The sequence below is a fragment of the Lutibaculum baratangense AMV1 genome, from assembly GCF_000496075.1.
Taxonomy (GTDB): Bacteria; Pseudomonadota; Alphaproteobacteria; order Rhizobiales; family Tepidamorphaceae; genus Lutibaculum; species Lutibaculum baratangense.
On the sequence record NZ_AWXZ01000035.1, the window covers coordinates 184,571 to 202,552 of the forward strand.

The 17,982-nt window shown below is 68.9% G+C and carries 19 protein-coding genes and 1 tRNA gene; 19 read left to right on the forward strand and 1 reads right to left on the reverse strand.

Annotation, left to right across the window (positions count from 1 at the left end):
* Positions 1–85 precede the first annotated feature (85 nt).
* The 19 genes from N177_RS12835 to N177_RS12925 all read left to right on the forward strand — a co-directional run bounded on the left by N177_RS12835 (position 86) and on the right by N177_RS12925 (position 17,696).
* Positions 86–161 (forward strand) — tRNA-Lys (locus tag N177_RS12835).
* 233 nt (positions 162–394) lie between these two features.
* Positions 395–583: a hypothetical protein gene (locus N177_RS12840; protein ID WP_023432785.1), complete on the forward strand. Its 189-nt coding sequence runs from the start codon at positions 395–397 to the stop codon at positions 581–583.
* Positions 584–715: 132 nt separating this feature from the next.
* The gene (locus N177_RS12845; protein ID WP_023432786.1) at positions 716–1,825 is read left to right on the forward strand and encodes an NAD(P)/FAD-dependent oxidoreductase; all 1,110 of its coding nucleotides are present in this window, start codon (positions 716–718) and stop codon (positions 1,823–1,825) included.
* A 248-nt stretch (positions 1,826–2,073) separates the two neighbouring features.
* Positions 2,074–3,066 carry a PAS domain-containing protein gene (locus N177_RS12850; protein WP_023432787.1) on the forward strand — a complete coding sequence of 331 codons (993 nt, stop codon included), beginning with the start codon at positions 2,074–2,076 and terminating at the stop codon, positions 3,064–3,066.
* A 364-nt stretch (positions 3,067–3,430) separates the two neighbouring features.
* A complete protein-coding gene (locus N177_RS12855; protein ID WP_023432788.1) occupies positions 3,431–4,021 on the forward strand; it encodes a hypothetical protein in 591 nt (196 codons plus the stop codon).
* 27 nt (positions 4,022–4,048) lie between these two features.
* Entirely contained in the window at positions 4,049–5,947 is a 1,899-nt protein-coding gene (locus N177_RS12860) for a methyl-accepting chemotaxis protein (protein ID WP_023432789.1), read from the forward strand.
* Positions 5,948–6,280: 333 nt separating this feature from the next.
* Positions 6,281–7,783, forward strand: coding sequence for a globin-coupled sensor protein (locus N177_RS22395; RefSeq protein ID WP_425280797.1), 1,503 nt, complete (start codon positions 6,281–6,283; stop codon positions 7,781–7,783).
* A gap of 2 nt (positions 7,784–7,785) precedes the next feature.
* A complete protein-coding gene (locus N177_RS12870) occupies positions 7,786–8,091 on the forward strand; it encodes a hypothetical protein (protein ID WP_023432792.1) in 306 nt (101 codons plus the stop codon).
* Positions 8,092–8,105: 14 nt separating this feature from the next.
* Entirely contained in the window at positions 8,106–9,788 is a 1,683-nt protein-coding gene (locus N177_RS12875; protein WP_081718529.1) for a methyl-accepting chemotaxis protein, read from the forward strand.
* A gap of 12 nt (positions 9,789–9,800) precedes the next feature.
* Complete coding sequence (locus N177_RS12880) at positions 9,801–10,097, forward strand: STAS domain-containing protein (RefSeq protein WP_200863401.1); 297 nt, start codon at positions 9,801–9,803, stop codon at positions 10,095–10,097.
* A 9-nt stretch (positions 10,098–10,106) separates the two neighbouring features.
* Complete coding sequence (locus N177_RS12885; RefSeq protein ID WP_425280798.1) at positions 10,107–10,466, forward strand: response regulator; 360 nt, start codon at positions 10,107–10,109, stop codon at positions 10,464–10,466.
* Positions 10,467–10,498: 32 nt separating this feature from the next.
* Complete coding sequence (locus N177_RS12890; protein ID WP_023432796.1) at positions 10,499–12,841, forward strand: chemotaxis protein CheA; 2,343 nt, start codon at positions 10,499–10,501, stop codon at positions 12,839–12,841.
* Positions 12,842–12,845: 4 nt separating this feature from the next.
* Positions 12,846–13,307: a chemotaxis protein CheW gene (locus N177_RS12895; RefSeq protein WP_023432797.1), complete on the forward strand. Its 462-nt coding sequence runs from the start codon at positions 12,846–12,848 to the stop codon at positions 13,305–13,307.
* A complete protein-coding gene (locus N177_RS12900; RefSeq protein WP_040485715.1) occupies positions 13,304–14,197 on the forward strand; it encodes a CheR family methyltransferase in 894 nt (297 codons plus the stop codon). The genes N177_RS12895 and N177_RS12900 overlap by 4 nt, the downstream gene beginning before the upstream one ends.
* Complete coding sequence (locus N177_RS12905) at positions 14,194–15,258, forward strand: protein-glutamate methylesterase/protein-glutamine glutaminase (protein ID WP_023432799.1); 1,065 nt, start codon at positions 14,194–14,196, stop codon at positions 15,256–15,258. The genes N177_RS12900 and N177_RS12905 overlap by 4 nt, the downstream gene beginning before the upstream one ends.
* Entirely contained in the window at positions 15,231–15,620 is a 390-nt protein-coding gene (locus tag N177_RS12910; RefSeq protein WP_023432800.1) for a response regulator, read from the forward strand. Before N177_RS12905 ends, N177_RS12910 begins: the two co-directional genes overlap by 28 nt.
* The gene (locus N177_RS12915) at positions 15,620–16,201 is read left to right on the forward strand and encodes a chemotaxis protein CheD (protein WP_023432801.1); all 582 of its coding nucleotides are present in this window, start codon (positions 15,620–15,622) and stop codon (positions 16,199–16,201) included. The genes N177_RS12910 and N177_RS12915 overlap by 1 nt, the downstream gene beginning before the upstream one ends.
* Before the next feature lie 11 nt (positions 16,202–16,212).
* The gene (locus N177_RS21400) at positions 16,213–16,614 is read left to right on the forward strand and encodes a hypothetical protein (RefSeq protein WP_023432802.1); all 402 of its coding nucleotides are present in this window, start codon (positions 16,213–16,215) and stop codon (positions 16,612–16,614) included.
* 137 nt (positions 16,615–16,751) lie between these two features.
* Positions 16,752–17,696, forward strand: coding sequence for a DMT family transporter (locus tag N177_RS12925; RefSeq protein ID WP_023432803.1), 945 nt, complete (start codon positions 16,752–16,754; stop codon positions 17,694–17,696).
* An 18-nt stretch (positions 17,697–17,714) separates the two neighbouring features.
* Here the strand turns inward: N177_RS12925 and N177_RS12930 are convergent, their stop codons facing one another.
* Entirely contained in the window at positions 17,715–17,951 is a 237-nt protein-coding gene (locus N177_RS12930) for an Lrp/AsnC ligand binding domain-containing protein (protein WP_023432804.1), read from the reverse strand.
* Positions 17,952–17,982 lie beyond the last annotated feature (31 nt).

Below are 17,982 nucleotides of genomic sequence, written 5' to 3' on the forward strand. Positions count from 1 at the left end.
AACCGTCCGGCCCGGGTGGACATCCTGCTCGCGCTTGACTATATCGCTGCAACCGGTCGCGACGAGGTCGCAGCCGAGTGGTGGCGGGCGCATAGCTCAGTTGGTAGAGCAGCTGACTCTTAATCAGCGGGTCCTAGGTTCGAGCCCTAGTGCGCCCACCATATTTCCCTGAACATGATCTGACGAAGCGGCGGCGAGGCCGGCAGGCCTGGACGGGCGTCCAGACGGCGTCGAAAGGCCTTCTGCCGTTCGAGCGCGGACGCGTCCATCTCCCCCTTCTGCCGTTATTCGCCGAGAACGCGCGGAAATTCACTCTTTCTCGACCTTCTTTCGTCATTCTGACGTAGCGTTGCCACAGGGTTCATCCGTCCTGCGGCGCTCACGAGGTGACAAGATGAGTCCGGAAGATGTCGACCTGGTGCTGGGGCGCCTCGGGGAGGCGCAGACGGTGCTTGCCGCGTGGCTGCGGCCGGACGACGCGATCGCCGACCAGGATGCGCTTCGGCGACTGCTCTCCATCCTCGACGACCGGCACCTCGTGCGCACCATGGGCAGGCTGAGGCAAGGCGCAGAGGTCGACTGACGGCATGCGCCGGGTCTTCGTCGCATGGCGCGAGGCCGACCGCTTGAGTCCGCGAACTGACGTTGCGCCTTGCGCGAGCGCGGCCGGTGGGCGAGCGTTCGTCCGCTCGCATAGACGGTGGCGGAGGACAGGGTGGAGCGTCTCGACACGGTGGTGATCGGCGGCGGCGTGGTGGGGCTCGCGGTTGCGGCGGGGCTCGCGCGGCGCGGCCGGGAGGTCGTGCTGCTCGAGGCGACGCGAGAACTCGGCTCCGGGACGAGCTCGAGGAACTCCGAGGTCATCCATGCCGGCATCTACTATCCGACGGGCAGCCTGAAGGCGCGTCTCTGCGTGGAGGGCGCCCGCCGGCTCTACGACTGGTGCGATACGCACGGGGTTCCGACCCGCCGCGTCGGCAAGCTGATCGTGGCGACGGACGAGGCGGAGGCGCGAGCGCTAGCGGCCCTGCGGGCGAAGGCGGCCGAGAACGGCGTCGACCTGCGCCCCCTGAGCGCGGCCGAGGCCCGCACGCTCGAACCCGAGATCACCTGCGTCGCCGCGCTCCACTCCCCGAACACCGGCATCGTCGACAGCCACGCGCTGATGCTCTCCTTCCAGGGCGAGCTCGAGGATCGTGGCGGCAGCGTCGCCTTCGGCGCCGAAGTCCTGGGCGGCGGCGCGGCCGAGGGCGATATGGTGCGCGTGCATGTGGGGGGAGCGGACGAACTCACCCTGGCCGCCCGCACCGTCGTCAACTGCTCGGGCCTTTGGGCCCAGCGCGTGTCGGCCGCTTTCGGCGCCAGGAACATCCCCGAGCTGCATCTCGCCAAGGGCAACTATTTCGGCCTCTCGGGGAAGCCGCCCTTCCGCGGGCTCGTCTATCCCATGCCCGTCGATGGCGGGCTCGGCGTCCACTACACCGTCGACATGGCCGGACAGGGCCGCTTCGGACCGGACGTGGAGTGGCTCGACCACGACGACCCCGCGCGCATCGACTACGCGGTCGACCCCAGCCGCGGCGATGGATTCTACGCGGCGATCCGGCGCTACTGGCCCGGTCTTCCGGACGCGAGCCTCGTGCCCGCCTATAGCGGCGTCCGGCCGAAGGTCGGGGCGCGGGGCGGGCCGGCAGGGGATTTCCTGCTGCACGGGCCCCGGGAGACGGGGCTGCCCGGCTATATCTCGCTCTACGGCATCGAATCGCCCGGCCTCACCTCGAGCCTCGCCATCGCGGCGCGGGTCGGCGACCTCACGGGCGCCTGACCGGCACGAAGCCGTACCCAGCGTCAATTTCGCTGAACCGCGCCACCTGGATGATCCTTTTTCGTGGCCGCTCCGTAGACATCCCGATTTGCGCCCTCATCGCATGTCGGTGATGCTCAGAGGATTGACCGTGCACTGGACTTCCGTCGCGTCGCACACGATCAATCCCTAAGAGGGCGGGCCCGCTCACAAGAAAAAGCCTGCATGTGAACAGCATGATTTCCGATGAAAGCAGCTCGAAGTCCAGGATGGGATGCGAGTACTTCGACATCCTCGAGGAGCGGGGGCATGTCGGGGTCTGGACGTGGAACCTCGTCGACGACGAGCTCGACTGGTCTGACGGCCTCTACCGGCTGTTCGGACTCGTGCCGGGACACGGGCGCCCGACGCGCGAGTTCTTCCATTCGATGATCCATCCGGAGGACCGCCCGCTGCAATTGAAGCGGGCGCAGGCCATGCGCGACGGGTTGGCGCTGAGCTTCGATTTCCGGCTGATCCGGCCGAACGGCTCCGTGCGCTGGATGACCACGAAGACGGAGTCGCTGTCGGATCGCGACGGGCGGCCGGTGCGCGTCGTCGGCATCGTGCTCGACATCACGGCGCGCAAGCGCCTCGAGGGCGAGCTCGGGGCGTCGACCGAGCGGTTCAAGGCCCTGGCCGCCGCCGCGGGCGGTCTCGTGTTCGCGGCGCATACGGATGGAAGCGCCGAACTGCTTTCCGACCCGCAGGGTCTGTTCGAAGGCGCGTTGATGGACGGCCTCGAGAGTTGGATCGACCTTCTCGCGCCGGAGGACCGGCCTCCGGCCCGTCACGCGTGGGAGCGTGCGGTGGCGCATGGCGAGCCGCTGGAGATCGACTGCCGGCTGGCGTCCGGGGAGGTGGACGGACACAGCTTCCGGGTTCACATGACACCGGTCGCCTCGTCGGACGGCCAGACGCGGGAGTGGCTGGGCTTGTGCCGGGATTTCGGACTCGCCGGCCTCGGGAGCGTCGCGGGCGAAGAGGCGCATCAGCCGACCGGCGCCCAGCTCCGCGCCGCCCGGGGCATCCTCAACTGGTCGGTGCGCGAGCTGGCAGAAGCCGCCGACATCTCCGTCTCGACGATCCGCCGGCTCGAGGAGATGGACGGGGCGCCGCCGAGCTTCGAGCCGAAGCTGGCCGAGGTGCAGAAGGCGCTGGAGGCGGCCGGTGTCGAGTTCATCTTTCCGCAGCTCGGCCAGCCGGCCGTGCGCCCGCGCTGACCTCTCCGATCCTGCCGCGGTGCCACGGCAGCGGACGAATCTCCAGTCGGACGCGTGATTCCGTAGAGAGTCTCGACAGTCGACGCGCATATGCTGCAGAATCGACGCGTTTATACTGAGAACTCGGCTTAAATCTCTAGAAACAAAACAGTTCTACGCTCCTCTCCGGTGGTGGTCCCGATCTCGGGCCGCCGTCACGAAGTTCGTGGGGACGGCGGAGCCTATGCTCCGGCGGACCCTAGATAACGCGCCTCCGGGCGCATCCGTCCCGTGCGGTGCCCCCGGTGCCGCCGACAGCCCCTGCAGCGGGGCCGCCATTGGGTGGAAGGCGGGGACGGAACAACAATCAGAGAGGGGACAGCAAATGAAGAACACGATCCTGAAAGTCTCGGCCATCGCGGCGGTCATGGCGGCTGCGGCGACGCCCGCACTCGCTTCCGACGACCACGTCGCGCCGATCCGCGACTACGTGAATGCGGAGCTCATGCAGGCCCTGCAGGATCCGGCCGTCATCGCGGCGATCAGGGAGCAGAACGAGGAGACGGGGGCCTTCGGCCAGGCCAAGGTCGACGAGCTCGATCTGCAGTGGCGGCAGGAGGTGAAGGACGGCGGCGGTCCGCTGATGGAAGAGACGATGGCATCCGCCCTGTCCGACTACCTGAAGGGCGTGAAGGACGGCCAGCAGGGGATGATCACCGAGCTCTTCGTCATGGACGCCAAGGGCCTGAACGTCGGGCAGAGCGACCCGACCTCGGACTTCTGGCAGGGCGACGAGGCCAAGTGGCAGAAGACCTATGGCGCGGGCAGCCGCGAGATCTTCGTCGACGAGGTCGAGCACGACGAGTCGACGCAGACCCTGCAGTCCCAGGCGAGCGTCGCGATCGTCGATCCGGAGAGCGACGAGCTCGTCGGGGCCGTCACCATCGGCATCAACCTCGAACTGCTCGCGATGTGATCGACGACGCGTAGGGAGTAGAGTGCCATGTCTCGCTTCATGCCGAGCCCGTTCGGCCGAACGCGGTCGATAGGGTTCAAGGCCGCCATCGCCACGGCCGTGCCTGTCCTCATAGGTATCGCGGCGCTCGTCGCGCTCGAGCTCAAGAATCTCCGTGATTCCGTCTACGAGCAGGCCGAGATGAGCACGTCCGACATCGTCCAGCTGATGTCGAACCAGATGGCCGGCGGCGTGAAATGGGGCAAGGCCGATGTCGTCGACAAGGTCTACGCGGATCTCGTCGCCGGCTCGGACAACGAGCTCTCGAACCTCCTGGTCCTGAACCGGGACGGGGCTGTCGTGACGAGCTTCGACAGCCCCAGCCTCGCGAGCTTCGGCGCGCTGGCGTCCCTGACGGAAGCATCGGCGGAGCGGTTGGCCGCCGGCGAGGTGGTGACCGGTTGGGAGGGCGGACATCTCGTCGTCCTCGCGCCGATCATGCCGGGCGGCGAGCGGCTCGGCACGCTGGCCACGGCCTGGGATCAATCCAGGCTCGAGAGCCTCGCAGCCGACAAGATGATGAAGGGCGCGTTGTTCGGGCTCCTTCTGGCGGCGATGGTCGTGGGTGTCGTCGCCCTGTTCCTGTCGCGCAGCGTCACCCGGCCGATCCGCGAGGTGACCGACGTCATGACGGCGCTGGCGGCGGGCGACAACCAGGTGACGGTGCCGTATGTCGGGCGGTCCGACGAGGTCGGCCGCATGGCCCAGGCGGTCGAGACCTTCAAGCAGGCGGCCGTGGAGAAGCTGCGTGTGGAGGCTGAGGCAGCGGAGCGGCGGCGGGAGGCCGAGAGCGAGCGGGCGGCGTCCGAGGAGAGCCGGCGTGCGGCCTCCGAGGAGCAGGAGATCGTGGTCGGCGAGATCGGCCGCGGCCTGTCGCGGCTGTCCGACGGCGATCTCGGCTACCGGATCGCGCGCGCCTTCCCGGCGAATTACGAGCAGCTGAAGGCGGACTTCAACGGCGCGATGGCGCAGCTCGAGGAGGCGATGCGCACGATCGCGGCCTCGACGACGGCGATCCGCTCGGGCACGGGCGAGATCAGCCAGGCCTCCGACGACCTGTCGCGGCGCACCGAGCAGCAGGCGGCGAGCCTCGAAGAGACGGCCGCCGCCCTCGACGAGATCACGGCGACCGTGAAGCGCACGGCGGACGGGGCCGGCCACGCCCGCGACGTGGTCGGCCGCACGACGTCGCTCGCCGAGCAGTCGGGCGCGGTGGTCGGCGACGCGGTGAAGGCGATGAGCGGCATCGAGGCGTCCTCGAAGGAGATCTCGCAGATCATCGGCGTGATCGACGAGATCGCCTTCCAGACGAACCTGCTCGCGCTGAACGCGGGCGTCGAGGCGGCGCGTGCGGGCGACGCCGGCAAGGGCTTCGCGGTCGTCGCGAGCGAGGTGCGCGCGCTCGCCCAGCGCTCGGCGGAGGCGGCGAAGGAGATCAAGGGCCTGATCGACAACTCGACGGCGCAGGTCGACCAGGGCGTCGACCTCGTCGCCCGCACCGGCGAGGCGCTGAAGGAGATCGCCGCGCAGGTCGCCGAGATCAACGCCATCGTGCGCGACATCTCGGCCTCGGCGCAGGAGCAGGCGACCGGCCTCGCCGAGGTCAACACCGCCGTCAACCAGATGGACCAGGTGACGCAGCAGAACGCGGCGATGGTCGAGCAGCAGACGGCGGCCTCGCACACGCTGTCCAGCGAGACGGGCGAGCTCGTCCGCCTCGTCTCGCGCTTCCGCCTGACGGGCGAGGCCCGGAAGGCGCATGCCGCAGAGCCGGCCGAGGCCCGGCGTCCCGCGCCCGCACGGCCGGCCCGGCGCCCGGCCACGCACGGCAACGCCGCCCTCCGCATGGAGCCCGCCAACGAGGACCAGGGCTGGGAGGAGTTCTGATCTCTGCGTGAAGGCCCCCGCCCCGACATAGGCACAGAGTAAGAGGGCGCGGCCGCCATGCACATGGCGCCGCGCCCTTGTTGCGTCTGCCAGGCGCAGGTCCGGCCGCCGGCGAAGGTTCGCCGACCACCCAAAATTTGCTCCCGAAGCTTCGCCGAAGGCAGAAAGTGCCAAGTGATCCGCAGATTAAGCCGTTGAGCCATTAGCGGAAATTTAGGCTCTTCCGTGTCACCTATCGGTTGCCGCACCCGCCGATGCTTCGACGGTAAAGGCGGAGCGGGCGCCCCCGCAGAAAGCGTGGGGCGCGTGATGATCGGGAAGAAATCCGTGGACGTGAAACATCTTCTGGCCGAGCGTCTGAAGTTCATCGAACTCGACGGGGCCACCTGCGGCGAACTCAGAAAGATCAAGCCGATCCTCGACGAGGAGGTGCCGGCCGCCCTGGCGCTGTTCTACGAGAAAATCGCAGCCGAGCCGGCCGTCGCGCGGTTCTTTTCGAACCCCGAGCACATGAGCCGCGCCAAGCGCGCGCAGGCCGGTCACTGGTCGAACATCGCGAACGGCGACTTCAACGAGCACTACCTGGACGGCGTGACGACCGTCGGGAAGACCCATGCGAGGATCGGACTCGAGCCGCGCTGGTACATTGGCGGCTACGCCCTGATCGCCGACGAGGTGATCCGCGCGCTCGTCCAGAGGTTGCGCTCGCGCTGGGCGTTCCAGGGGCAGGCCCAGGCGGACGCGCTCGGCCGGTCGATCGGCGCCTTCGTGAAGGCCGTCCTGCTCGACATGGACCTTGCCATCTCCGTCTATATCGAGGCGGCGGAGGAGGCCCGGCGCCGCGAGGAAGAGAAGCGCCACGCTGCGGAAGCGGAGCGGGCCCAGGCCATGAGCCTGATCGAGGCGGGCCTGGCGCGGCTCGCGCAAGGCGACCTCGCCGTGCGTGTCGAGGGCCCCGTCGCACCGGCTTTCCAGAAGCTCAAAGACGACTTCAATCACGCCGCGGAACGCCTCGAGGCCGCCATGCAGACGGTGGCGGAGCGCGCCGGCGGTATACGCGCGGCGGCCGGCGAGATCAGCCAGGCCTCGGGCGACCTCTCGCGTCGCACGGAGACGCAGGCCGCGAGCCTCGAGGAGACCGCGGCGGCGCTCGACGAGATCACGGCCACTGTCCGGCAGACCGCACAAGGGACCCGGAAGGCCGGCGAAGCCGTCGGCGAGGCGACGAGAGAGGCCGAGGAGAGCGGTCGGGTGGTCGAGCAGGCCGTCACGGCGATGAACGCGATCGAAGGCTCGGCGAAAGAGATCTCGCAGATCATCGGCGTCATCGACGAGATCGCCTTCCAGACGAACCTTCTCGCGCTGAACGCGGGCGTCGAGGCGGCCCGCGCCGGCGAGGCCGGAAAGGGCTTCGCCGTCGTCGCGCAGGAAGTCCGTGCGCTCGCGCAGCGCTCGGCCGACGCGGCCCGCGAGATCAAGTCGCTGATCCAGACGTCGGGTGAGCAGGTCGAGACGGGCGTCGCGCTCGTGGGAAGGACCGGACAGGCGCTGCACCGCATCGTCGACAAGGTCCAGAGCATCAACGGGCTCATCTCCACGATTGCGTCGTCCACGGCCGAGCAGGCGACGGGGCTCGGCGAGGTGAACACGGCCGTCAACCAGATGGACCAGGTGACGCAGCAGAACGCCGCGATGGTCGAGGAGGCGACGGCCGCCTCCCAGAGCCTCGCGAAGGACGCTGCGGAATTGTCCCGCCTCGTTGCGCAGTTCCGCCTCGGCGCCGCGGCCGGGCGGTCCGACGACATGGCGCGGCCGCGCCTGCGCCGGGCGTCCTGAGGATGGCGACCTTCGTCGCATGGTGCGCCGGCGCGGCGATGGCCTCGGCGACGCTCGCCGTCGCTCTCGCCGCGCCCGTGCCGTCCGACGCTCGCGCGGTGGCCGCGGTCTTCCCGCCCTGGTGGACGGTCGAGAGGGCCTACGCCGCAGCGAGTGACGCCGGACACGTTCTGGGGCCCGGCATGTGGAGGAACGTGCTCGTGCTGCGGCCTTCCGAGGATCTGGCATCCCGCCTGTCGGCGATGGGTGCCTGGATCGTGGTCGATGCCGACATGCTTGGTTGCAGCCCGCAGGAAGCGGGCACGTGAAGGGGGAGGCGGGGGTGCTCAATTTCAATGCTCAGAGACGGCGCGGCACCGTGCTCGTCTGCGCGCTCGTATGGCTGCAAGTGCCGCTCGTCGCCGCCATCGCCGCGGCCACGGCAGGCGCGATCCTCTTGCCGGTCGCAGCGGCGATCTCCGTCGCCGGCCTCTGCACCTTCGCCGTGTACGCCACGCAGGCCGCGCAGACCTCGCGCATCCTGCTCGGCGTCGCGCTGATGGGCCTGATCTCGACCGAGGTGGCGCTCCTGGCGGGCAACCCGCTGCAGGTCGACATGCACATGTACTATTTCGCCGCGCTGGCGGTGCTGATGGTCATGCTGGACTGGCGGGTGATCGCCGCCGGCGCGGCGACGGTCGCCGCGCATCACGTCGTGCTGAATTTCGCGCTGCCGGCGATGATCTATCCCGGCGGAGGCAGCCTCGTTCGCCTTTCGATGCACGCGGTGATCCTCGTCGTCGAGGCGGTGGCACTCGTCTGGCTCGCCTTCACGCTGACGCGGATGTTCGCGGCCCTCGCCAGGGAGCGGGAAGTGGCCGAAGAGAGCCGCCGCGCGGCCGAGGAGGCCCGTCGCGAGGCGGAGGCGATGGGCGAGGCGGCCGCACGCGAGCAGACCCAGACGGCGGCGCTCCGTCAGGAGGCGTCGGACAAGCAGGCGGTGGTCGTCGGGGGGCTCGCGGAGGCGCTGCGGCGGCTGGCCGAGGGCGAACTTACCTACAGGCTCCGCCAGGACTTTCCGGACGAGTATGCCGCGCTGCGCGACGACTTCAATGCGGCGCTGGAACGGCTCCAGGCGACGATGCAGGCGGTGGCGACCTCGAGCGGGCAGGTTTCCTCGGGCAGCGGCGAGATCCAGCAGGCCTCGAACGACCTCTCGCGCCGGACGGAGACGCAGGCCGCGAGCCTCGAGGAGACGGCGGCCGCGCTCAACCAGACGACGGACGCGATCCGCAAGGCCGCCGGCAACATGCGCCAGGCCTCGCAGGTGATGCAGCAGGCGAAGGCCGACGCGCAGGCCGGCGGCGCCATCGTCAACCGGGCGGTCGAGGCGATGGCCTCCATCGAGAGCTCGTCCGCGCAGATCGGCAAGATCATCGGCCTGATCGACGAGATCGCCTTCCAGACGAACCTTCTCGCGCTCAATGCCGGCGTCGAGGCAGCCCGGGCCGGGGAGGCCGGCAAGGGGTTCGCCGTGGTGGCGCAGGAGGTGAGGGCGCTCGCGCAGCGCTCGGCCGACGCCGCCCGCGAGATCGGCGAGCTGATCGAGGCGTCCGCGCGCCACGTGGAGTCGGGCGCGGGTCTCGTCGGCGAAAGCGGCGACGCGCTTGGGCGCATCGTCGAGCGGGTCGTGCTGCTCGACGGCCTGATCGCGGAGATTTCACGGTCCGCCGAAGAACAGTCGACCGGACTCGGCGAAATAAGTTCCGCTGTTAACCAGATGGATCAAGTCACTCAACAGAATGCGGCCATGGTCGAGCAGACGAGCGCGGCGAGCGAATCGTTGAGCCGGGAGGCCCAGCGACTGGCGAAGCTGATCGAGGCCTTCAAGGTCGGCGGCGCGCGGGCATCGGCAGGTTCGACCGCAACGCGGGGAAGCCGAAGCGTGCGCGTGACCTCGGGCCGGTCCGCGGCCGCCGCGGTTTCCGCCGTCACGGCCGACGAAGCTGGATGGGAAGAGTTCTAGGGGAAGAAGACTGTGGAATCCCGGATCCAAGACAAGGCAGAGACGCTGCGCCTGCCGCCAATACTCGACCTCAAGGCCGCAGCACCTCTGCGGGAGCAGTTGCTGGGCCTGCGGGGCAAGCCGGTGGAGCTGGACGGCGCGGAGGTCCAGCGGCTCGGCGGGCTGTGTCTGCAGGTCCTGCTGTCGGCGCGCGACAGCTGGCACAACGACGGACTGCCGTTCTCCCTGGGCGCGGCCAGCGAGGCTTTCGACCAGTCCCTAAGCCTGTTCGGCGTGCATGCCGACGAATTTCAGTCATCAGGAGTGTGACCAGTGTCGATGACCATCCTGACGGTCGACGATTCTAGGACCATGCGCGACATGCTGAAGATGTCGCTCCTCAGGGCCGGCTTCACGGTCGTACAGGCCGAAGACGGCGTGCACGGTCTCGAGGTGCTGCAGGAACAGCATGCCGACGTGATCATCACCGACATCAACATGCCGCGGATGGACGGCTTCGGCTTCATCGAGGGCGTGCGCGGCAAGGACGCCTTCAAGGCGACGCCGATCCTCGTGCTCACGACGGAAGGCGACCCGGAGAAGAAGGCGCGCGCCAAGCAGGCGGGCGCGAGCGGCTGGATCGTCAAGCCGTTCAATCCGGAAAAGCTGATCGACGCCATCAGGCGCGTGGCCGCCTGAGCCAGGGCGGCCGCCACGGGGGGACTTAGGGCATGGATCCATTCGAGGAAATCAAGGACACCTTCTTCCAGGAGTGCGACGAACAGCTCTCCGAACTGGAAGCGGGTCTCCAGGCGATGAAGGACGGGGCGGGTGACGACGATACCGTCAACGCCGTGTTCCGGGCGGTGCACTCCATCAAGGGAGGCGCGGGCGCGTTCGGCCTGGAGGATCTCGTCCGGTTCGCCCACACGTTCGAATCCGTCCTGGACGAGGTGCGCGGCGGCAGGCTGGCCGCGGATGCCGACCTCCTGAACCTGATGCTCACGTCCTCCGACATGCTGTCCGACCACGTGCGGGCAGCCCGCGGCGGCGAGCCGGCCGATCCGGAGCGCAGCCAGAGCCTCGTGCAGCAGCTCGACGCCCGCCGGCTCGGCGGTGCCGCACCCGCGCCTCAGCCCGCCCCGGCCCAGGGCTCCCGCCCGGGGCCCGTCCTGACCCCCGGTGTCTCGGAGGACGGCGGCATCGAGGGCTTCGACTTCACGCCCGTGGTCATGGCGTTCGACGTGGACGACGAGGCGTCGCAGACCGAAGAGCCTGAGCTTCCGATCCTCGCCGAGCCCGAGGTCGCGGACGCCAGGCCGAGCTGGCAGATCAGCTTCCGCCCGAAGGCCGCCCTCTACGCCTCCGCCAACGAGCCGGCGGTGCTCCTGCGCGAGCTCGGCCGCCTCGGCGAGATGAGCGTGCGCCTCGAGGCCGGAGCCCTGCCGCTGCTCGAGGACATGGAGCCGGAGGAGAGCTACCTCGCCTGGTCGATTCAGTTGGCAACCGAGGCCGGCCGGGACGAGATCGCCGAGATTTTCGAATTCGTCGAGGACGACTGCGACCTCGGCATTACCCTGATCGGAGAGGCTTCCGGAGAGGCCGAGGCGGCGGAGCCGATCGAGGCCTTCGAGCCGGAAGGGGAGTTCCCCGCGCCCGAGGCCGCGCCCGACGTCGAGGCGCTGATCGCGATGGCGCAGGCGATGAGCGAGCCCGAGCTCCATGTCGAGGAGCCTGCCCCGCAGCCCGCCCCTGCCGCGGCGCTGCCGGCGGCGCCCGCAGCCGAGCAGCCGGCCGCCGCGGAGAAGGAAGCCGGCGGCGCGGCAAAGGCGGCGACGCAGCAATCTGCCCAGCAGTCGGCCCAGCCGACCCAGACGATCCGCGTCGAGCTCGAGCGTGTCGACCGGCTGATCGACCTCGTGGGCGAGCTCGTCATCAACCAGGCGATGCTGGCGCAGCGGGTCTTCGAGTCGGGCGCCGCGCGGAACTCCGACGTCGCGCTCGGTCTCGACGACCTCGAGCACCTGACGCGCGACATCCAGGAAAGCGTGATGGCGATCCGCGCGCAGCCGGTGCGGTCGGTGTTCCAGCGCATGCCGCGGCTCGTGCGCGAATGCGCGGCGATGACCGGCAAGCAGGTGCGCCTCGAGATGGAAGGCGAGGGCACCGAGGTCGACAAGACGGTGGTCGAGCGCCTGTCGGAGCCGATCACCCACATGATCCGCAACGCGATCGACCACGGCCTCGAGTCCACGGCCGACCGCGTGGCCGCGGGCAAGGCGGAGGAGGGCGTCGTCACGCTCTCCGCCAGGCACCGCAGCGGCCGGATCGTCATCGAGGTCGCCGACGACGGCAAGGGCATCAACCGCAAGGTCGTCCGCCAGAAGGCGATCGAGAAGGGGCTGATCGAGCCAGACCAGCAGCTCTCCGACGAGGAGACGGACAACCTGATCTTCCTGCCGGGCTTCTCGACGGCGAACGAGATCTCCGACCTGTCCGGCCGCGGCGTCGGGATGGACGTGGTGCGCCGCTCGATCCAGTCGCTCGGCGGCCGCATCTGGATCACCTCGCGGCCCGGCTACGGCTCGACCTTCACGATGAGCCTGCCGCTGACGCTCGCCGTGCTCGACGGCATGGTGGTGACGGCGGGCGGGCAGACCCTCGTGACGCCGCTCGCGACGATCCTCGAGACGCTTCAGCCGAAGCAGGCCGACCTGCGCCGGCTCGGGCCGAACTCGTGGGTGATCGCGATCCGCGACACCTACGTGCCGTTGATCGACGTCGGCTGCGTCCTCGGCTACCGGGACCAGCCGCTCAGGCCCGGCGAGGGCGTGGCGCTGCTGATCGAGGCGGAGGGTGGCGGGCGCGCGGCCTTCCTCGTCGACGCGATCCAGGGCCAGCGCCAGGTCGTGATCAAGAGCCTCGAGCAGAACTACCGCAAGGTCGAAGGCATCGCGGCCGCCACGATCCTCGGCGACGGGCGGGTGGCGCTCATCCTCGACGTCGACGCGATCCTCGCCAAGCGCAAGCACGACGCTCCCCAGACGAACACCCTCATGGCAGCAGTGGGGTAAGGACATGAACGAAACGATCAAGTTTCCGAGCAGCGGCGAGCTCATCGCCTTCTCCATCGGCGAGCAGGAGTTCTGCGTCGACATCATGGCGGTGCGGGAGATCCGCGGCTGGACGAACACGACGCCCCTGCCGCAGTCGCCGAACTACGTTCGCGGCGTCATCAACCTGCGCGGCGCCGTGCTGCCGGTCGTCGATCTCGGCGCCCGCCTCGGTATGCGCCCGGCCGAGCCGACGGCACGCAGCGTGATCATCGTGGTGCGGGTGAAGAGCCAGACGGTGGGCCTGCTGGTCGACGCCGTGTGCGACATCCTGACGGTCACCGAGGACATGCTCCAGCCGACCCCGGACGTGACCTGCGACATGGTCACGCGCTTCGTCACCGGCATCATCGCGGTGGACGGCCGCATGATCAGCCTCGTCTCGCTCGACAGCGTGCTCCCCGAGCTCGAGGTCGAAGCAGCATGAACACCCACGCAGGTGCCGGCATGAGCCGCTCCAGGAACGAGCGATTGGTCGAGGGAGAGTTCCTCTTCACGACGGAGGATTTCCGCCACATCGCGGAGATGCTCCATGCCGACGCCGGTATCTCGCTTCCCGACACGAAGGCGACGCTCGTCTACTCAAGGCTCGCGAAGCGCCTGCGCGCGCGCGGCCTCGAGAGCTTCCGCGAATACTGCGACATCGTCGCCAGCGAGGAGGGCATCGACGAGCGCAAGCGGATGCTCGCCGCGCTCACGACCAACGTGACGCGCTTCTTCCGCGAGCCGCACCATTTCGAGCACCTGAAGACGCATGTGCTCCCGCCGCTCCTCGAGGCGGCGAAGCGCGGCGGGCGGGTGCGGCTGTGGTCGGCCGGCTGCTCCACGGGCCAGGAGCCGTTCTCCATGGCGCTGACGATCCTGTCGCTGATGCCCGATGCGGCCGACCGCGACATCAAGATCCTCGCGACCGACATCGATCCCGACGTGGTGGCGATCGGCCGCCGCGCCGTCTATCCGGAGGGCGCGATGGCAGGCATGCCGGATCCGATGCGCAAGCGCTGGATGTCGAAGGTCGACGATGCCGGCGGTGCCGCCTGGCAGATGGGCGAGGAGCTGCGGCAGCTCGTGGCGTTCCGCGAGCTGAACCTGATCGGCCAGTGGCCGATGAAGGGGCCGTTCGACGCGATCTTCTGCCGCAACGTCGTGATCTACTTCGCCGAGGACACACAGAGCCGCGTCTGGGCTCGCCTCAAGTCGATGCTCGCGCCTGGCGGCCGCCTCTATATCGGCCACTCCGAGCGCATCACCGGCGTCGCGGACTCCTTCCGCAGCGACGGTCTGACCACCTACCAGCTCATGGGAGGCGCAAGATGACGGTGAAGGTTCTCGTCGTCGACGATTCACCGACCATGCGCTCCCTGGTCGCGACGATCCTGAAGCGCGACCCCGAGATCGACGTGGTCGGCACGGCGGGCGACCCGCTGGAGGCGCGCACGGCCATCAAGGCGCTGAACCCCGACGTCATCACCCTCGACGTCGAGATGCCGAACATGGACGGCCTGGACTTCCTCGAGAAGATCATGCGCCTGCGCCCGATGCCGGTGATCATGGTCTCGACGCTGACCCAGCGGGGCAGCGACGTCGCCGTTCAGGCGCTCGAACTCGGGGCGTTCGACTGCGTCGGCAAGCCCACCTCCGGCGCACCCGCTCACGTGGCGTTCGGCGACCTCGCCGAGAAGGTGAAGGCCGCCGCCCGCTCCCGCGTGCGGCCCCGCCAGCAGGCCGGCAAGCCGGTCGAGCGGCGGACGGGCTTCATCGGCAACGGCAAGGTCGTGGCGATCGGCTCGTCGACGGGCGGCGTCGAGGCGCTCCTCGCGGTCCTCTCGACCTTCCCCGAGAATTGCCCGCCGACAGTGATCACGCAGCATATGCCCGCCACCTTCACGGCGAGCTTCGCCCAGCGCCTCGACCGCGTCTGCCTGCCGAGAGTGTCCGAGGCGCGTGACGGCGACGTGCTCGAAGGCGGCCAGATCTATCTCGCTCCCGGCGGCGAGCTCCACCTGGAGATCTCGGGCACCGCAACCCGCCGCTGTCGGCTCGTGGCGGCTGACCCGGTCAACGGGCACCGGCCGTCCGTCGACGTGCTGTTCCGCTCCGTTGCGAGAACCGCCGGCCGCGCCGCCGTCGGCGTGATCCTGACTGGGATGGGCCGCGACGGTGCCAGCGGCCTGGCCGAGATGAAGGGGCAGGGTGCCTCCACGATCGGCCAGGACGAGGCCTCCTCCGTCGTCTACGGAATGCCCCGCGTCGCCTACGAGATCGGCGCCGTCGACCACCAGCTTCCCCTCGAGAGGATCGGTCACCGGATTCTCGAGCTCTGTTCCTCTGCAAACACGAGAGAGGTCACATGCCAGCCGCTCGCTCCCTCAGCGTGATGACCGTCGACGACCAGTTCTCGATGCGCTCGCTGATCCGGAATGGTCTGCGCGAAATCGGGTTCACGGACGTTCGCGAATGCGCCAACGGTGAAGAGGCGCTCCGGCAGCTCATCACGCAGCCGGTGCACCTCGTCATCTCCGACTTCAACATGCCAAAGCTCGACGGGATCGGTCTCCTGCGCTCGATTCGCGCCTACCCGCCGCTGAAGAACACGGCGTTCATCATGCTCACCGGCTCGACCGACACCGAGGTCGTGAAGCGGGCCATGCAGTACGGCGTGAACAACTACATCGTGAAGCCCTTCACGGTCGCCGCGCTCAAGGGGCGTATCGAAGCGGTCGTCGGAAAGCTCAATTGATGGCGACCGGTTTCGACTACCGGCCCGACCCGGCGACGGGCGAACGGCGCGTGCACGTCGTCCAGGGCGAGTATCACGTGACGGACGATCCCTCGATCGTTCTCACGACGATCCTCGGCTCCTGCGTCGCGGCCTGCATGCGCGATCCCGTGGCCGGGGTGGGGGGCATGAACCACTTCCTCTTGCCGGACGGCGGAACCTCATCCTCCGGCCCCGAAGCGCTGCGCTACGGCGTCCACTCGATGGAGCTGCTGGTCAACGGTCTCCTGAAGCGCGGCGCCCGCCGTGACAGGCTCGAGACGCGGCTGTTCGGCGGCGCCCGGATGGTGCAGGGGCTGACGGATATCGGCGAGAAGAACGGCAGCTTCGCCGTGGAGTTTCTGCGGCGGGAGGGCCTCGCCTATCTCGGCGGCAGCCTCGGCGGCACGCACGGGCGCCGGGTCCAGTTCTGGCCGGTGGCGGGACGCATGCGGCAGATGATGGTCGGCCGCGAGGAGGAACGCATCTTCGAGAAGGAGCGGCGCAGCGCCGTGGTGCCGCAGGCGCCGCAGGTTGCGACGGGCGAGCTCGAACTATTCTGAAGGCAGAAGAGATGGCGCACACCGCGACGAAGACGACGCCACGGAACGAGACACTGCCGATGTGCGGGTCAGCCGACATGCCGATGACCGAGATCCTCGGCGCGCTGCGCGTCGAGCTCGGCGAACTCGCCGCTTCGGCGCGACAGGTGGAGGGCCTGCTGGCCGATCTCGTGGCGCGCGTCGATCCGTCCGTCGTCGATTCCGTCGTCACGGACGCGCAGCTCGTCGACGCGATGAGCCAGCGGCTCGAGGCGCTGGAGATCTATGTCCGCGCGCTTCGCGGACTGACGCCCGGCGAATGGGAGATGGACCCGCGGCCGGCGAGCGCGCTCCTGACCGTCTCCCAGCTCGCACGTCGGCTGACGGGCGAGCAGGAGGAGGAGGAGGCCTCGGGCGAGTTCGAGCTCTTCTAGCCGGGCGACGTCGAAACTCCCGGGCCGAGAGGCGAGGGGCGACGAGGCCCCCGTCCGTGCCGGACGGCGCACGTCCCAGCGACGCATGGGACGCAACGGGGCTCTGCGCGGGCAGGGCTTGCCCCGCGCGCCGGACCGTGATCTCCGGGACGTCTCGGGAGGGTCCCCTGCAACATCTCATCGGCATCGGCTTCAAGATCGGTTCGGCGCTCGCCTTCACGATCATGGGGGCACTCGTGAAGATCCTGTCGGAGACGGTGCCGATCGGCGAGATCGTGTTCTTCCGCAGCCTTTTCGCCCTGCCTCCGCTGCTCGTCTGGCTCGTCGTTCGACGGGAGCTGCCGGGCGCGCTCCACACGCGGCAGCCGATGGCGCATTTCTGGCGCGCCGTCGTCGGTCTCCTCGGCATGGTGCTGAACTTCTACGCGCTGTCGCTCCTGCCGCTGCCGAACGTCACCGCCATCATCTTCGTCTCGCCGCTGATCGTCCTGCCGCTCGCGGCGATCTTCCTCGGCGAGCGGGCGGGGATCTACCGCTGGTCCGCCGTCGGCGTCGGCCTCTTCGGCGTCCTGGTGATTCTCTCGCCGAACCTCTCGGGAGGCCTGTCCGCCGGCGACGGCGCCGCCCTCGGCAGCGTCTCGGCGCTCTCGGCCGCCGTCATGATGGCCGTCGTGGTGATCCACGTCCGCAACCTGACGAAGACCGAATCGACGGGCGCCATCGTCTTCTACTTCTCGGCCTACAGCACGCTGCTCGGCCTGGCGACGTTGCCGTTCGGGTGGATCCTGCCCGGCGGGACGACGCTGCTCCTGCTCGTGCTGACGGGCCTCATCGGCGGCGTCGGGCAGATCCTCATCACCCAGAGCTACAAATACGCGCCCGCCTCGGTCGTCGCGCCGTTCGAGTACACGACGATGATCTGGTCGCTGCTGCTCGGCTTCTTCGTCTTCGGCGACGTGCCGCAACTCGTCGTGCTGGTCGGCGCGACGATCGTGATCGCGGCGAACATCTTCGTCATCCTGCGCGAGCGTCGGCTCGGCATCGAGCGCGATAAGGCCCGCAAGGCGGGCACGTACACCTGAGGGACCGTCCCTGGGGCCTCAGAACGCCTTGTAGGTGATGATCGTGTAGGTGTCGCGGATCCCCTCGAAGCAGTGGACCTTCTCGTTGACGAAGTGGCCGATGTCGGTGTCGCGGTCGACGTAGAACTTCACGAGCAGGTCGAACTCGCCGGCGGTGGAGTAGATCTCCGACGCGATCTCGGCGTCGGCGATCTCGTTCGCCACCTCGTAGGCGCGGCCGAGCTCGCATTTGATCTGGACGAAGAACGGGATCATGACGGAGCTCCTGATGGCCGGCGGGATCGGG

Bases quoted from the DNA above. Each gene is read 5' to 3' on its own strand.
- N177_RS12885 (WP_425280798.1), top strand. From the start codon at position 10,107: ATGACCATCCTGACGGTCGACGATTCTAGGACCATGCGCGACATGCTG.
- N177_RS12930 (WP_023432804.1), bottom strand. From the start codon at position 17,951: ATGATCCCGTTCTTCGTCCAGATCAAATGCGAGCTCGGCCGCGCCTAC.
- N177_RS12905 (WP_023432799.1), top strand. From the start codon at position 14,194: ATGACGGTGAAGGTTCTCGTCGTCGACGATTCACCGACCATGCGCTCC.
- N177_RS12915 (WP_023432801.1), top strand. From the start codon at position 15,620: ATGGCGACCGGTTTCGACTACCGGCCCGACCCGGCGACGGGCGAACGG.
- N177_RS12890 (WP_023432796.1), top strand. From the start codon at position 10,499: ATGGATCCATTCGAGGAAATCAAGGACACCTTCTTCCAGGAGTGCGAC.
- N177_RS21400 (WP_023432802.1), top strand. From the start codon at position 16,213: ATGGCGCACACCGCGACGAAGACGACGCCACGGAACGAGACACTGCCG.
- N177_RS12860 (WP_023432789.1), top strand. From the start codon at position 4,049: ATGTCTCGCTTCATGCCGAGCCCGTTCGGCCGAACGCGGTCGATAGGG.
- N177_RS12895 (WP_023432797.1), top strand. From the start codon at position 12,846: ATGAACGAAACGATCAAGTTTCCGAGCAGCGGCGAGCTCATCGCCTTC.
- N177_RS12900 (WP_040485715.1), top strand. From the start codon at position 13,304: ATGAACACCCACGCAGGTGCCGGCATGAGCCGCTCCAGGAACGAGCGA.
- N177_RS12870 (WP_023432792.1), top strand. From the start codon at position 7,786: ATGGCGACCTTCGTCGCATGGTGCGCCGGCGCGGCGATGGCCTCGGCG.
- N177_RS12855 (WP_023432788.1), top strand. From the start codon at position 3,431: ATGAAGAACACGATCCTGAAAGTCTCGGCCATCGCGGCGGTCATGGCG.
- N177_RS12840 (WP_023432785.1), top strand. From the start codon at position 395: ATGAGTCCGGAAGATGTCGACCTGGTGCTGGGGCGCCTCGGGGAGGCG.
- N177_RS12910 (WP_023432800.1), top strand. From the start codon at position 15,231: ATGCCAGCCGCTCGCTCCCTCAGCGTGATGACCGTCGACGACCAGTTC.
- N177_RS12850 (WP_023432787.1), top strand. From the start codon at position 2,074: ATGGGATGCGAGTACTTCGACATCCTCGAGGAGCGGGGGCATGTCGGG.